Annotated in this window: 14 protein-coding genes; 4 read left to right on the top strand and 10 right to left on the bottom strand. The window is 57.5% G+C overall.

Annotated elements, in window-relative coordinates:
• The first annotated feature begins 32 nt into the window (after positions 1-32).
• On the top strand, positions 33-587 hold the full coding sequence (locus FJ695_RS09975; protein ID WP_141185305.1) for a TetR/AcrR family transcriptional regulator: 555 nt from the start codon (positions 33-35) through the stop codon (positions 585-587).
• A 118-nt stretch (positions 588-705) separates the two neighbouring features.
• Positions 706-1,611 (top strand): crotonase/enoyl-CoA hydratase family protein, encoded by a 906-nt coding sequence (locus FJ695_RS09970; protein ID WP_141185304.1) that lies wholly within the window; start codon positions 706-708, stop codon positions 1,609-1,611.
• A gap of 49 nt (positions 1,612-1,660) precedes the next feature.
• Here the strand turns inward: FJ695_RS09970 and FJ695_RS09965 are convergent, their stop codons facing one another.
• The 10 genes from FJ695_RS09965 to FJ695_RS09920 all read right to left on the bottom strand — a co-directional run bounded on the left by FJ695_RS09965 (position 1,661) and on the right by FJ695_RS09920 (position 12,374).
• Entirely contained in the window at positions 1,661-3,109 is a 1,449-nt protein-coding gene (locus FJ695_RS09965) for an NAD-dependent succinate-semialdehyde dehydrogenase (protein WP_141185303.1), read from the bottom strand.
• A complete protein-coding gene (locus tag FJ695_RS09960; protein WP_141185302.1) occupies positions 3,106-4,107 on the bottom strand; it encodes an aldose epimerase family protein in 1,002 nt (333 codons plus the stop codon). The genes FJ695_RS09965 and FJ695_RS09960 overlap by 4 nt, the downstream gene beginning before the upstream one ends.
• Positions 4,108-4,254: 147 nt before the next feature.
• Entirely contained in the window at positions 4,255-5,637 is a 1,383-nt protein-coding gene (locus tag FJ695_RS09955) for an L-fucose/L-arabinose isomerase family protein (RefSeq protein ID WP_141185301.1), read from the bottom strand.
• A gap of 2 nt (positions 5,638-5,639) precedes the next feature.
• Positions 5,640-6,671 (bottom strand): tagatose 1,6-diphosphate aldolase, encoded by a 1,032-nt coding sequence (locus FJ695_RS09950; protein WP_141185300.1) that lies wholly within the window; start codon positions 6,669-6,671, stop codon positions 5,640-5,642.
• Positions 6,668-7,591: a PfkB family carbohydrate kinase gene (locus FJ695_RS09945; protein WP_247653816.1), complete on the bottom strand. Its 924-nt coding sequence runs from the start codon at positions 7,589-7,591 to the stop codon at positions 6,668-6,670. Before FJ695_RS09945 ends, FJ695_RS09950 begins: the two co-directional genes overlap by 4 nt.
• Positions 7,592-7,711: 120 nt before the next feature.
• On the bottom strand, positions 7,712-8,770 hold the full coding sequence (gene dctP / locus FJ695_RS09940; protein ID WP_141185299.1) for a TRAP transporter substrate-binding protein DctP: 1,059 nt from the start codon (positions 8,768-8,770) through the stop codon (positions 7,712-7,714).
• A 25-nt stretch (positions 8,771-8,795) separates the two neighbouring features.
• Positions 8,796-10,085: a TRAP transporter large permease gene (locus FJ695_RS09935; RefSeq protein WP_141185298.1), complete on the bottom strand. Its 1,290-nt coding sequence runs from the start codon at positions 10,083-10,085 to the stop codon at positions 8,796-8,798.
• Complete coding sequence (locus FJ695_RS09930; RefSeq protein ID WP_141185297.1) at positions 10,085-10,687, bottom strand: TRAP transporter small permease; 603 nt, start codon at positions 10,685-10,687, stop codon at positions 10,085-10,087. Before FJ695_RS09930 ends, FJ695_RS09935 begins: the two co-directional genes overlap by 1 nt.
• Before the next feature lie 89 nt (positions 10,688-10,776).
• Positions 10,777-11,580, bottom strand: coding sequence for a DeoR/GlpR family DNA-binding transcription regulator (locus FJ695_RS09925; protein ID WP_141185296.1), 804 nt, complete (start codon positions 11,578-11,580; stop codon positions 10,777-10,779).
• Positions 11,581-11,657: 77 nt separating this feature from the next.
• On the bottom strand, positions 11,658-12,374 hold the full coding sequence (locus tag FJ695_RS09920) for a GntR family transcriptional regulator (protein ID WP_141185295.1): 717 nt from the start codon (positions 12,372-12,374) through the stop codon (positions 11,658-11,660).
• A 108-nt stretch (positions 12,375-12,482) separates the two neighbouring features.
• Between FJ695_RS09920 and FJ695_RS09915 the strand changes: the two genes are divergently transcribed.
• Complete coding sequence (locus tag FJ695_RS09915; protein ID WP_141188662.1) at positions 12,483-12,773, top strand: UxaA family hydrolase; 291 nt, start codon at positions 12,483-12,485, stop codon at positions 12,771-12,773.
• Positions 12,774-12,784: 11 nt separating this feature from the next.
• On the top strand, positions 12,785-13,966 hold the full coding sequence (locus FJ695_RS09910) for a UxaA family hydrolase (protein ID WP_141185294.1): 1,182 nt from the start codon (positions 12,785-12,787) through the stop codon (positions 13,964-13,966).
• Positions 13,967-13,970: the final 4 nt, after the last annotated feature.

Below are 13,970 nucleotides of genomic sequence, written 5' to 3'. Positions count from 1 at the left end.
AAAAAACAAAAAGCGATGCAACACGTGCCCGCATCCTAAAAGCCGCTGTCGGGGTCCTGATCGAACACGGTCTTTCAAAGACAACAACGCTGGAAGTTCAAAAACAGGCCGCGGTCAGCCGAGGCGCATTGCTCCACCATTTTCCGACCCACGCTGACTTGTTGTCGAAGACCGTCAATGAGTTGGTCACTTTGAACGAGCAGGCGGTCTGGACCGAGGCGGCAAAACTTGAACATCTTACCGACCCGATCGCAAAACCCATTTGGATCTTGGCCAATGCCTATGCCCATCCCTCATTCGGCGCTGAGCTTGAACTTTGGGTGGCATCAAGGTCGGACCCAACACTCAGAAAAGCATTGCGCGCCGCCGAGAAGGACGCCGTCGAGGATCACGACAGGGTGCTGGCGAAACTCTTCGGCGAACTTCCGGACCAACCCGGCGGCCAAAAAGTCATCTTCTTGACCATCGAATTCGTGCGTGGGCTGGCGGTATCAACCTTGCTTCGCAACGACCCACGCTTGCGGAACCGGTTGATTGAAGACTGGATCGAAACCGTCAAAAATCTGCTGAAATCTGAGACCAAATAAGCAGCTCCCAACCCAGCGGCGGCCATCCGTCAATCAATGCAATTAAAACAGTCAGCATTGACTGTTTTTAACAATCTTGCGATTGTGACCCCATCTGCTGATGCCGATGGAGGACACCATGCCGGAATACTCAACGCTTCGGATTGACCCTTTGGACGACGAACCGCGCATTGCCCGGTTGCTGTTGAACCGGCCGGAGCGCTTCAATGCAATCACCGACAACACGCCCCGTGAAATCCGTGCGGCCGTTGAATGGGCCGAAGACAGCAAAGATATTCACGCCATCATCGTTGAAGGCGCAGGAAAGGGGTTTTGCGGCGGCTATGACCTAACGTTTTATGCCGAAAATGACGCAGATCATCCTTGTCAGCAGGAAAGCAACCCTTGGGACCCGATGGTCGACTACGCTGTCATGAAACGCAACACTGAGGACTTCATGGCCTTGTGGCGGTCCCGGAAACCAACAATCGCAAAGGTTCACGGTGCTGCCGTTGCCGGGGGAAGCGACATTGCCCTGTGTTGTGACTTGCTGGTTATGGCCGACGATGCCCGTATCGGATATATGCCGACCCGGGTTTGGGGCTGCCCCACGACAGCCATGTGGACTTACCGGCTGGGCCCGGCCCGGGCCAAACAACTGATGTTCACTGGCGATATGATAACGGGCAAAACCGCCGCCGATTGGGGTTTGGCGAATATGTCATGTCCGGCAGAAGATCTCGACGAGACAACGTTGCAACTCGCCAAGCGTATTTCTGGAGTACCGGCAAGTCACCTCGCCATGCACAAGCTGGTCGTCAATCAGATTATGCTGACCATGGGCCTGGAACAGGCGCAAATGTCTGCTACCGTCTTTGACGGGATCACCCGGCACAATCCGGAAGGCATGTGGTTCCGCCGGTACGCCCAGACTGAGGGTTTCAAAGCGGCGATTGAATGGCGTGACAGTGGCCGCCCAATCCCGGAAGGCGATGAAGCCCGGGATCTGATCCGCGAAATGGAAAGCAGATCAGATCCCAACTAGTAGGTCGGACTGTTAAATCATTTGACCAGACATAACGCGGTGCCGCGGGTCAAAGACCTGCGACACACATGTATTTGCTCTCCAGGTAATCATCGAGCCCCTGAGTTCCGCCCTCTTTGCCCATTCCGCTTTGTTTCAAACCGCCGAAAGGCGCTTCAACGGTGGTGATCAAGCCAGCGTTGATACCGATCAGCCCGTATTGCAGACCCTCGTTCAGGCGGAAGATACGGGCCAGGTCTTTGGTGTAGGCATAGGCAGCAAGCCCAAACTCCGTTGCGTTGGCCGCCGAGATGGCCTCTTCTTCGGTTTCGAACTTAAATACGGCCGAGAGCGGACCAAAGATTTCTTCGGTTGCAAAAGCCATATCGGCTGTTGCTCCGGTGATGACGGTTGGCTGAAAATATGTGCCGCCAAGCGCATGGCGCCCACCGCCTTCAACCACCTGCCCGCCTTTGCCAACAGCATCCGCAATCAGGTCTTCCACCTTGGCGACCGCGGCGTCATCGATCAACGGCCCTTGCATGGTCCCCGGTTCTATTCCCTCACCGACTTTGAGATCCGCGGTTGCGGCTCGCAATTTTTCGACAAACGCGTCATGAACACCGGCTTGAACGTAGAACCGGTTGGTGCAAACGCAGGTCTGTCCCATGTTGCGGTACTTGGCGATCATGGCACCTTCGATGGCCGCATCAATGTCCGCATCGTCGAACACGATAAACGGTGCATTGCCGCCAAGCTCCATGGATACTTTTTTGACGGTGTCGGCGGATTGCCGGATGAGTGTCCGCCCCACCTCGGTTGATCCGGTAAAGGTCACTTTGCGCACCAGCGGGCTGTCCATTATCGCCCCGCCAATATCCCTTGCTCCACCTGTTACGATATTCAAAACACCGGCCGGATAGCCAACCTCTTCGGCAAGCTTACCCCAGGCAAGACCCGAATACGGTGTGTTCGTCGCGGGCTTGGCAACAACCGTGCAGCCCGCAGCCAAAGCTGGCCCGAGCTTGCGTGCCAACATGGACGACGGGAAGTTCCACGGTGTGATTGCCGCAACAACACCGACAGGGTGGCGGGTGACAAACAGCCTGCGGTCACTGCCAGGCGCCGGCACGATTTCCCCTTTGGCGCGCCGAATTTCCTCTGCGAACCAGCGGATATATGCTGCGCCAATGGCGATCTCTCCGCGAGATTCAAACAAAGGTTTCCCTTGCTCAGCGGTCAGCAATTGGGCGAGCGCTTCCTGATTGTCCATCAGTGCATCGTGCAGATCTTGCAGCAGCTTCACCCGTTGGCTCAGATCGCTCCGCCCAAAGCTGTCGAAGGCTTTCGCAGCCGCCGCGATAGCACGGTCCGTTTCGACCCGGCCGCATTTGGGGATATGTCCGATGACATCGCCGGTTGCTGGATTGGTCACCGCGATCCTGGCGCCGTCATCTGCACCGGTCCAGACGCCACCAATCAGGTTGTCTTCGCAGAGGTAAGTCTTGTAGTCGCTCATGGTCTATCCAGTTCGAAAATATATTGGCTATGCTGCCGGTATGTTTCGCCGGGGCGCAGCAAGGCAGATGGAAAGTCAGGGTGATGCGGCGCATCCGGCCAAATTTGCGGCTCCAGGGCGATACCTGCATGCGCGCCCATTTTCATGCCGCCAAGACCCGGCTCATCGATATCAATCCGGGCGCCGTCATAGATTTGAAGACCCGGCTCAGTGGTTCTGCATCGCATGGTTACCCCAGAGGACGGATTACGAAGGACCGCAACATCACGCAGTTGCAGGTGATCAGGGCTGATACAGAAATTGTGATCGAAGGTTCCAGAAGGTCCGCCTTGTGCAACTGGCGCCGGCTTGCGGAAGTCGAAGGGTGTTCCTTCAACCGGAGCAATCTCTCCTGTCGGGATCAGCTCTTCATTGACCGGCAGATAATAGCCAGCGTTGATTTGCAGCTGATGTTCGAGAACCGTGTCACTGCCGAGATTGAAGTAGCTGTGATGGGCCAGATTGCACAACGTCGGTGCATCGGTCGTTGCTGAATAAACGACATCCAGTACACCACCTTCCAGAAGCGAAAACCTGGCCTTGGCCTTGAGTTTTCCCGGAAACCCCATCTCGCCATCTGCAAGGTCAATGGCAAATACGGCGGCATTCTTAGAGCTGTCCTCCAGGTGCCACAGGCGCTTTCCCATACTGACCGCACCGCCATGAAGCGCATGTTTGCCCAGAAAATTCCGGTCCAACTGATAGGTATTGCCGTCGATCTCAAGGTGGCCATCACGGATCCGGTTGGCATACCGGCCCGCAGTTGCCCCAAAATAGGGGGATTTGGTCAGATAGGGATCAAACGTCTCGAACCCCAACACCAGCGGCTTGGCATGACCTTCCAACCTGAGGTCTTGAAGAACTGTGCCGTAGGTTAGGAACGAAGCAGTCAGACCGCCACCTTCAAGTGAAATGCGCTTGACGGGTATCCCGTCAGGCATCTCGCCAAACACGTCCATTTCCTAACCTTTCAATAAAGCTGCCCAGATCATTGGGGCCGGCTCCGCGAACGCAGATTTCCGGCAACCATTGAGAAAACTGAGATAGCGGATGGGCTCCTGGCCTATCCTCTCCAGACAGGCCAGCCCGCAGCGGTGGTTTTGTTGTCAAATCTCAAGAAGGGGCAAATCAAGCGCCCCTGCCGCAGCCCGGAGCGTTTGCCGGTGGTCGCCATAAGCAAGAGCCATGTGGTGTTCCAATCCGGAAGCAATCAGATCAGCCAGAACATCGGAGGCCGGCCGGTCAAACCGCAGAACACCCGACGTGCCGGTATAAGCTGCCGGACGGGCGAGCATTTCGCCATATGACAACACCAGCTTCGGCTCGTTGAACGACTGGCTGACCCGGACAAGGGTCACCTCACCCGGTTTCAACGGAAATTGATAAAGCAGCGGCTGCTTGCGATTTGTGTGAACGGTTGCGGTCGCTTTAACCGCCGGATCACACATCGACAGCGGCGCCTGGCCACAGTGCCAGACCACAGCGGTGCCGTCTTCACAATCAACGTCCACGAGATCTGTCAGAAAAACCGGCGCTTGTGCTGCTTCCATCAAAAGCAGTTGGGTCAAAGCCCCATAAACATCTGCTTCGCAGGCGCAGGGCACTTTTGCCTCCCCCATCATCGCTGCAGGTCCACAAACCGCGCCGCCATATTCTGTGAAGGTTTCCGGCCAGCACCGGATCGCAAACGCATCGAATTCGCCAGAATTGCGAATGCTGTCGAGGCCCAGTTTCAAGCGCAAAGACCGGTCGAGTTGATCTTTGTCGACATCATCCGCATTGGACACTTGGCTGTCGAGTTTTTGGCGCAGCTCCGCGACATCGGCCGCCTCGGCCTGGCGGGCCGTGTCGAACAGGGTTTCCAACTCCAGTGCTTCGACCGCAACACCCGCGAGCTGATCAATCCTCTTGGGGTCGTATGCGCAGGTATCAAATCCTTCCGGGTGTTCGCCAATCCGGGCGATCCGCCGGCCTTTCAAGGCCGCAGCCACGGCTTCACCTTCGGAGTCCGTGCTCGGCACAGCACCCGCACCAAGCTTCCCAGCGGGGCGTTCCCCGGACAGCAGAGCAGCAAGATCAGGAGCGATGCTCCCATCCGGGTCCGCATAAAGCCACGAGAAGGCCCGGTCATTCAGCCCGAGCGCATGAGCAGCCAGATTGAGACCGCAAAAGGCATTCAACCGCAAGCGGCCACCTTCCCGCGGCTCCGGCACTGCCCATATGGACAGCGGCTGAGAAAACGCATTTGCAGCCGCAACAGCCATGCTCGCATCGGTGAAGGTCACCTGTAGGATCAGAACCTGATCGACATTCTCTTGTTTCAGGTTCTCGATCGCAGCAAGGGTGGCAGCTTCATCGAACAACAGCGTCCGCGCCCCCACCACCTCATGTCCGCAAGCGTCAACGGCTGACAACATGGCCGCCAGTTTGCTCTCCGCAAACGGCACATCAAAGGTTGGACGCCCAAGGGGCAGCAAACCAAGTTTCATAGTTACTCTCCAAAACCCGCATAGCCATGCCGGAAACTTGCATCGGCCGGCTGGAATGCGGCTCGCTCCGGACCATAACAAGAATGGCTGGACCAAGGAGCTGCTTTGGCATCAGCGAGAGCGGAGATGTCGGCGAGATAAGCGCTGGCATCGGTTTCAAGCGCCGAACGGATTTTGTCCCAATCCGGATAAGCCTGAAACGCCTCAAGCCAGATTGCCCGGCCAGCCAGGAACCCGGAAGCACCAGCTGCAAACGCATGGTCCAATACATTGCGGAATTCGGCTTTGCCTGCGCCTGCCGACAGCATCACCCAAGGACGTCCGGCCAGACGGCCCATTTCATCAAACACAGCCTGGACTTCCGCAGACCCGTCCGCGTCCTTGGCATTGACCGGGCTTTCCAGTTTGAAAACGTCAACACCATAATCCGGCTTGGCGAATTCTTCGACAGAGGCCAGAACATCGTCCGCCTTCTTGCCCTTCATTTCGATGTAGTCCGTGGTCTGATGCGCATCGGCCGCGAGCGGATAGACAAGCAATTCAAACAGGAACGGAATGTCATAGCGGGCACAGTCTTCACCGATCTTTTTGACGTAATCCTGCTGCGCCGCGCAAACACTTTCACCAGCATCGGGCCGATACCAGGCCAGCACCTTGACCGCATCGCCGCCCATGCGTTTAATTTTTTCAACCGACCAGTCGTCGATATTCGAGCTCAACCGCCCGTCCGGTGTTTCCGTGAACAGGCTGTCTTCCAACGTGACGATCAGCCCCTTTGCCGGAGACAATGTATCGATCGCTTTCGGAATGGCGTAATGCGGATCGAGCAGCATAGCTGTCGACTGGTCTTGCAGGGTTTCAACCAGCAGCGCCTTGAACCGGGCGACCTCCTCCCACGGCGCGGTTTCGACGCCCAAATGTGCCGCAATCGGGCCCTTGATCGGTGGACGCTGATCGACAGCGGTCATTTTGAAAATACCGTTGGCATCGGCCATCCGGCGCATACTCCACTGTTTGCCTGGGGAAAGCGTCATTGGGAGTTCTCCTTTAGAAATTGGGTGACCGCAGTGCGATCAGGGGTTCCATTCCGGCCGCCGGGCCAGGTGCATTTGAGCGCTGCAGCAGCACTGGCAAAGCGGACCGCATCTTCAACGGTCTGATTTTCACCAAGCGCGAGCGCAAAGGCGCCATGCCAGACATCGCCGGCGCCCAAGGTATCGATAGCTGTCACTTGAAAAGCGGGAGTATGCGCGATGCCGCCGGGCGTCTTGTGACGAACGCCGTTCGCACCGTCAGTCATGCAAACCCAGTTGTTATGACGTACTGCGATCTCGTCTAGAGCTTCATCTGGATCACGCCCCGGCATCACGGCTTCAAGTCCCTGCCGGGAAAAGGCCACATGGCTGGCCTCAGCGATCAGGCGGGAATCGACCGGCGCTTCACCGTCCAGAATTCCCGGAATGCCGTGTGATCGCGCCAGTTGCAAACCGGCAAGCGCGGCTTCCGGCAGCCGGGTGTCGACCAAAACCGCATTAATATCTGCCGCGCCCTCAAAGGAGTTGCCATCCAGATGGAGGCCCTCGCCGCGGAAATTGACGATCTGGCGCTCGCCTTGCGCGTCGATGTAAACAGAGGAATAGGACGAGCGGCCACCTGCAGCCCGACTGACGAGCGAAACATCAACGTTTTCCGCACGGAGCCCGGAAAGGATCGTCTCGCCGATGGTATCGTCGCCAAGTTGCGCCCCGAGCAAGGCAGTCCCGCCCAATCGGGCCACGGCAATGGCAGCGTTCGCGGCAATACCTCCGCCGACCACTTCAGCAGAGCGTGCCACATACTTCTCAGCCCGATCCGGCAACTGGTCGAAGGTGAACGTGAAATCGACCACAGCGGAGCCGATGCACAGGACACGGGTCATGACAACACCATAGAGGCCACTGGGAAGCTCACGCACGGCCCAAGACCGGAAGCGGGAGCCTCCCATGGATTGAAATTCAAGACAAACATGTCGCGGTAAGGGGTGTTCGCGGCCCCAGGGCAGAAAGATCTGCCCTGGGGTCCTGTTGTTGAGTTTCTAGTTCAGGTCAGCATTTCTGGCTGCATTGATGTCGGTTTCTGCGGCTTTGACGGCCTCTTCGAGGGCGCCGAAGATTTCGCCGCCGCGGCCGACGTTTTCCTTAAACCAGGCATAGACCGGGGTTGCCGCTTCCTTGAAGGCCGCTTTTTCGGCCGGGGTCGGCACATAAAGATCGCCGCCTCCGGCGACAAAGTCTTCATAGGCCTTGATCGACTTGCGCTTCGGTGAGGCGAAGGTTGCCTGCTGCAGGGCATAAAAGCCGTCAACCACCACCCGGCGCATGTCTTCCGGCAAGGACAGGAACTTTTCGTTGCTCATCCACCACAGCGCGCCCATGTAGGCATGACCGTCGAGGGTGACATACTGCAGGCCGGCATCCGGGAACTTCATGCCCATGATGTCGGTGATGCCGTTCTTGGAGCCCTCCACAACGCCGGTCTGGAAGGAGGTGAACAGCTCCGGCCACGGGATCGGGGTGGGCGACGCACCCAGGGCTTTCACCAGCTCCTGCGGCAGGTCGGCGACAACCGTGCGGATCTTGAGGCCTTCCATGTCGGCCGGGGCGGCCACGCGGCGTTTGGTGTTGGCAAAGTTGCGCCAGCCACCGGTGTTGCCGATGGTCATCAAGCGGATGGTGTTGTCTGAATCTTCCAGCGCCATGGTGCGCATGGTGCGGGTGAAGTCCCCGCTCAGAACATGCTCGGCAATGCGGTCATCGCTCATCATGTAGGGCAGGTCGAGCACCTGGACATACGGGAAGATGCCGGACGCCCCGCCGGAGGTGGAGATGTAGATGTCGATCGCGCCGCCCGCGACCCCTTGCAGGCACTCCGCACCGTTCGAGCACAGCTGCGTGCCGATGTAGAGCTCCACTTCGATGGCGCCGTTGGAGGCTGCTTCCACGAAGTTCTTGAACACCACAAGACCGTCGTAGTCTTCATCGTTTTCATTGGAGTTGGCGGTGGCGCGCAGCGTGTAGTCGGCAGCCGCCGCACTCAAGGCGGAGCCGGCGAGCATCGCCGCGACCGTTAGGGATTTCAGGGCAGATTTGAGCATGAGGTTCCTCCCTTTTGAGCTCAGATCAGTTGGCAAATCCGGTCAGACGCGGGATCGTCATGGACAGTGCCGGAATGTAGGTGATCAAAAAGATCACCGCGATCTCCACCGCCAGAAACGGCAGAATGGCCTTGGCAATCGTCTCCACCCGCTCTTTGGAGACAGAGGCCGCAACAAACAGAACCAGCCCCATCGGCGGCGTCGCCAGACCGATGGTCAGGTTGACGCTCATGATGATGGCAAAGTGGATGGAATCGACCCCCATTGAGGTGAAGATCGGCCCCAGGATCGGCCCCAGGATGATGATCGCCGGTCCGGCGTCCAAAAACATACCGACCACAAACAAAAGCAGGTTGATTAAGAACAACAAGATCAGCGGGTTGTCGGTCAGGCTGAGCACAAAGTCCGCCATGATCTCCGGCGCATGGCTCAAGCTGACCACGGTCTTGAAGGCCATCGCCGCGCCAACCAAAAGCAGAACCACGGCCGAGGTGATGCCGGCCCGGTTCAAGACACCCGGGATCTCATGAGGCTTCAAGGTTCGAAGCACAAACAGACCAATCACCAGCGCATAGGCCACGGCGACGGCCGCGGCTTCTGTCGGCGTGAAGACGCCGGCCAGAATGCCGCCCAGAATGATCACCGGGGTCATCAGCGGAAAGAAGGCTTTTAGGGACGCCCGGCCGCGCTCGCGCCAGGTCGACTTTCTGGAGGCAACCGGAAAGTCGTATTTGTCGGCCATGACCTTGACCATCAGCATCAGGCCAACACCGACCATGACGCCGGGCACAATGCCGGCCAGGAACAGCGCGGCAACACTCTCGCCCATGACATAGGCATAGATGATCATGATGCCGGACGGCGGAATGATCGGGCCAATGACGGAGGAGGCCGCGGTGATGGCGGCGGCAAAGCGGCGGGTGTACCCCTGTTTTTCCATCGCCGGGATCAGCATGGAGCCGAGCGCAGACGTGTCGGCGACCGCCGAACCGGAGAGACCGGCAAACAGCATCGACGACAGGATGTTGACATGGGCAAGGCCGCCGCGCAGATGCCCCATCAAGGCCTGAGAGAACTCCACCAGGCGCATCGTAATGCCGCCCTTGTTCATCAATTCTCCGGCCAGCATGAAGAACGGGATCGCCATCAGCGGGAAGCTATCCATGCCGTTATAGACATTGCGGTACAAAAGCGTGATGTCGCGCTCCTGACCGTTCAGCCACAACAACAGCCCCGGAGCGGCCAGAAGGCCGAAGAACACCGGCAGGCCGATCATCAGGAACACAAGAAAGACAGGCAGGAACCAGATCAGCATCAGTCTGCCCCCGCCATATCTGCATCGGGAATGCGGGGCAGCTGATCTTCACCGCCGAACAAGCCGATCAGGGAACGCAGGATCAGTTCCACATTCACCAGGATAAGCAGCACCACGCCAACCAGCAGCGACAGCATCATCCAGCTGCGCGGCACCCGCATCCACTCACTCAAGCTCAAATTGCTGGGCACATAGAGCGAGGCGGTGGCAAATTTGCCGCCAAAACCGGTGACTTCCGCATAGCCGATCTGAACGGCAACAACGAGAACGGCAAGCGAGACAAACAACAGCACCAGGGACAAGGCGCTTGCCAGCTGCCTGGGCAGCATGATCACCAGGGTATCGATGGCGACAAATCCGCCCCGCCGCAGCGCCGTCGGCGCCATCAGGCCGGTCATCCACAACATGCAGAACCGCGCCGCCTCATCGGGCCAGGGCAGCGCATTGTTGAACCCATAGCGGAACACAACCTGGATCAGGATCGCAACCACCATCAAAGCAACCGCAACAACCCCAACACCACGACCAACCCGCAACAAATGCGAATTGAAAAAGGAAAGCGGCGCCAGAACGGCCAATAGGTATCCAGGTTTTGATTGCATCCGCTCCTCCCAAAGCGCATTTCATATCGCATTACCGGATCATATCATTTTTCGTTATTTTCGTTTTACAAATCAAAACGAAAATTTTGTCAAGCTAATTCGGCACCGGCCTCCTCCCTCTGATCAGCGATCACCACTTCAACGCCATTCTTCGCGCAAGCTTCAAGGAACGGTTTGCCGGCGCCTGCATCCGTAATCAGGGTATCGATTTGCTCCAAGTGACCGAAACACACCGGCGCGCCATGGCCAAACTTCCGGCAATCGGCCGCCAAAAACACATGGCGTGCAGCTGCGATGATGGCACGTGTGACCGAGGCTTCCCGAAGATCATAATCAAGCAACGCCCCGTCCGCGGCGATTGCAGCAGTGCCCACCAGAGCAAAATCAGCCCGGAACTGCCGAATAAATTCCACGGCGCTTTCACCAAGAACGACACCGTCCGCCCCTCGAATGACACCAGCAGGGATCATCACCTCAAGCCCGGTGAAATGCCGTAATTTATCTGCGAGATGCACCGAATCTGTAACGACCTTCAGCCCATAATGGTGCTCAAGATGCGGGATCACCGCTTCCGTTGTCGTCCCTGCGTTCAGGATGATCGAACAATTGTCCGGGATCCGGGATGCCAGGCTTTTGCCGATGCTTTCCTTTTCCGCCCGAGCTATTTCGCGCCGCGCCTCGAAACCGGTGTATACGGTCCCCGCCAGCAGCGCCGCACCACCGTGAAAACGCGAAATCTGATTGGCTTCAGAGAGTGTTGTCAGGTCTTTGCGGATCGTTTGTGGCGTTGCACGGAAGAGCTCCGCCAGCTCATCGACCGTGGCGCTGCCCACATGCTTCAGATGCTGCAAGATCTCCGATTGGCGCGTCTGCGAATTGGTCGCCTTCTTCATTACTCTCCCCAAAAACGTCATTAAAAGAGAGAATACGAAAAAAACGAAAACTTGTACGAAAAAATTTGCACAGCTTTCTAGTCCATGCGGACGGCATAACTGGCATTCGTGGTCAGATAGACGCTGGCACGAAGTTCTACGACACGATCAAGCAAATCGTAGCTGCGCCGCTGCCCAAAAAGAACCGGCGTTTCAGCAGGCAGATGAAACACCTCAGCCAGCTTCGCGCCAAGCAGCCCAGCTTTGAGATCATCTTCTGCTGCGATAACAGCGCAGGCATAGGCCTGCTGAAACAGCACATAAAGGGTATTGGGCAAAGGCGCCCGCTCTGCCAATCCAGGAAACAAATCCACTGGCACGACACTCACTTCTTGACACAGCGGCTTACCGTGCCAACCCCTGGTGCGTTCAATTTCAAAAACCTGAGCCGGGTTTCCAAAAAGCTGCCTTTGTTCGGCTGCAGTCGATTTCCGCCGACGTACGGTTTCTGCCGACAGCTCCGGAACAACCTGCTGGCCATCCGCATCGCGCAGGCGGAAAAAGTGGAAGAGGGAACTTTCCGGCGTCCGTTGGGTGACAAATGATCCTTTACCTTGCCGGCGTTCGATGACGCCTTTTCGCTCCAGCTCGATTAGAGCCTTGCGCGCCGTTCCCTGGCTGACCCCAAGTTCAGCCGCAAGATCAAATTCGCTCGGCAGCATCGAACCAGGACCATAATCGCCGGATACAATACGCTCGATGATGGCGTCAAACACGGTTTGATAGAGTTTTGGCTGCGCGCGCTTTTCAGTCATGCGCGCAAGTTAACATGGGCTGGAGCTTGACGAAACATCTACATTGACTCTTATATAAGACTTATTATACATGCCCTTCATGTTTCCAGTCTCTTGAGGAGCTAAATGATGTCAGAGATACCGCATTTGCTTGTCCACGAGCATGCCGACAATGTCGGTGTTGTTGTTGTGGAAGGCTTGAGTGCCGGCACGGATATGCTGTGCTGCGTCACCCATGACAATTCCACGTTCCGGTTGACTGCCGGCGCGGATGTGCCGATCGGTCACAAGATCGCGCTGAAGGACCTGAAGGACGGCGACACGGCGATCAAATACGGCGAGGACATCGGCAAGATCATCGCCGATATCGAAAAGGGCGGCCACGTTCACACCCACAATTGCAAAACCAAGCGCTGGTAAGGAGCCGTTTCATGTCGTCCAAATATTCGAATATCACGGTGAAGGCCTACCGGCGGGAAAACGGCCGCGTCGGCGTGCGCAATCACGTTCTCATCCTGCCCGTCGATGATATCTCCAACGCCGCTTGTGAAGCCGTCGCCAACAACGTCAAGGGCACGCTCGCCATTCCGCATGCCTATGGCCGGCTGCAGTTCGGGGAAGATCTGGAACTGCATTTCCGCACCATCATCGGCACCGGCGCCAACCCGAATGTTGCCGCCGTCGTTGTCATCGGCATCGAGCCGGGCTGGACCAAACGCATCGCCGACGGCATCCGGAAAACCGGCAAGCCGGTCGCTGAGTTTTCCATCGAGCAGAAAGGCGACTTCGAAACGATCCGTCAGGCGTCCTGGGCTGCGAAGGACTTCGTCCATATGGCGTCGGAATACCAGCGCGAGGAATGCTCGATCTCCGATCTATGGGTGTCGACCAAATGCGGCGAGAGCGACACCACCACCGGTCTTGGCTCCTGTCCGACCGTTGGCAACATGTATGACAAGCTCTTGCCTGAGGGCATCACGGGTTTCTTTGGTGAAACGTCCGAAATCACTGGCGCCGAACACATCTGTCAGAAGCGGGCGATCAACGAAGAAGTCGGCGAACGCTGGTACAAGATGTGGAAAGCCTATTCGGACGACGTCATCTTTGCCCACCAGACAGATGACCTCTCTGACAGTCAGCCGACCAAGGGCAACATTGAGGGCGGCCTGACCACCATTGAAGAAAAGGCGCTCGGCAATCTGGAGAAGATTGGCCGGACTTCCCAGTACATCGACATTCTAGAGCCGGCCGAAGCGCCGAATTCCGGCAATGGCCTTTACTTCATGGATTCCTCGTCTGCGGCGGCAGAATGCGTGACGCTGATGGCAGCGGGCGGTGCTGTCATTCACACCTTCCCGACCGGCCAGGGCAATGTGGTTGGCAATCCGATTGTACCGGTGATCAAGATCACCGCCAATCCGCGCACGGTGCGCACCATGAGTGAACACGTGGATGTGGATGTCTCCGGCATCCTGCGCCGCGAGATGACCATTGATGAGGCCGGCGATGCGCTGATCGAGATGATCCGCCGCACCGCCAACGGCCGCAACACCGCTGCCGAAGCCCTCGGTCACCGCGAGTTCTCAATGACAAAACTCTACAGAAGCGCGTGAGGCC

The organism is Labrenzia sp. PHM005, assembly GCF_006517275.1.
Taxonomy (GTDB): Bacteria; Pseudomonadota; Alphaproteobacteria; order Rhizobiales; family Stappiaceae; genus Roseibium.
The sequence above is the reverse complement of the archived record's forward strand: the minus strand, read 5'-3'. Positions and strand labels throughout refer to the sequence as shown.

Bases quoted from the DNA above. Each gene is read 5' to 3' on its own strand.
- FJ695_RS09915 (WP_141188662.1), top strand. From the start codon at position 12,483: ATGTCAGAGATACCGCATTTGCTTGTCCACGAGCATGCCGACAATGTC.
- FJ695_RS09920 (WP_141185295.1), bottom strand. From the start codon at position 12,374: ATGACTGAAAAGCGCGCGCAGCCAAAACTCTATCAAACCGTGTTTGAC.
- FJ695_RS09950 (WP_141185300.1), bottom strand. From the start codon at position 6,671: ATGACGCTTTCCCCAGGCAAACAGTGGAGTATGCGCCGGATGGCCGAT.
- FJ695_RS09935 (WP_141185298.1), bottom strand. From the start codon at position 10,085: ATGCTGATCTGGTTCCTGCCTGTCTTTCTTGTGTTCCTGATGATCGGC.
- FJ695_RS09970 (WP_141185304.1), top strand. From the start codon at position 706: ATGCCGGAATACTCAACGCTTCGGATTGACCCTTTGGACGACGAACCG.
- FJ695_RS09925 (WP_141185296.1), bottom strand. From the start codon at position 11,580: ATGAAGAAGGCGACCAATTCGCAGACGCGCCAATCGGAGATCTTGCAG.
- dctP (WP_141185299.1), bottom strand. From the start codon at position 8,770: ATGCTCAAATCTGCCCTGAAATCCCTAACGGTCGCGGCGATGCTCGCC.
- FJ695_RS09965 (WP_141185303.1), bottom strand. From the start codon at position 3,109: ATGAGCGACTACAAGACTTACCTCTGCGAAGACAACCTGATTGGTGGC.
- FJ695_RS09930 (WP_141185297.1), bottom strand. From the start codon at position 10,687: ATGCAATCAAAACCTGGATACCTATTGGCCGTTCTGGCGCCGCTTTCC.
- FJ695_RS09960 (WP_141185302.1), bottom strand. From the start codon at position 4,107: ATGGACGTGTTTGGCGAGATGCCTGACGGGATACCCGTCAAGCGCATT.
- FJ695_RS09955 (WP_141185301.1), bottom strand. From the start codon at position 5,637: ATGAAACTTGGTTTGCTGCCCCTTGGGCGTCCAACCTTTGATGTGCCG.
- FJ695_RS09910 (WP_141185294.1), top strand. From the start codon at position 12,785: ATGTCGTCCAAATATTCGAATATCACGGTGAAGGCCTACCGGCGGGAA.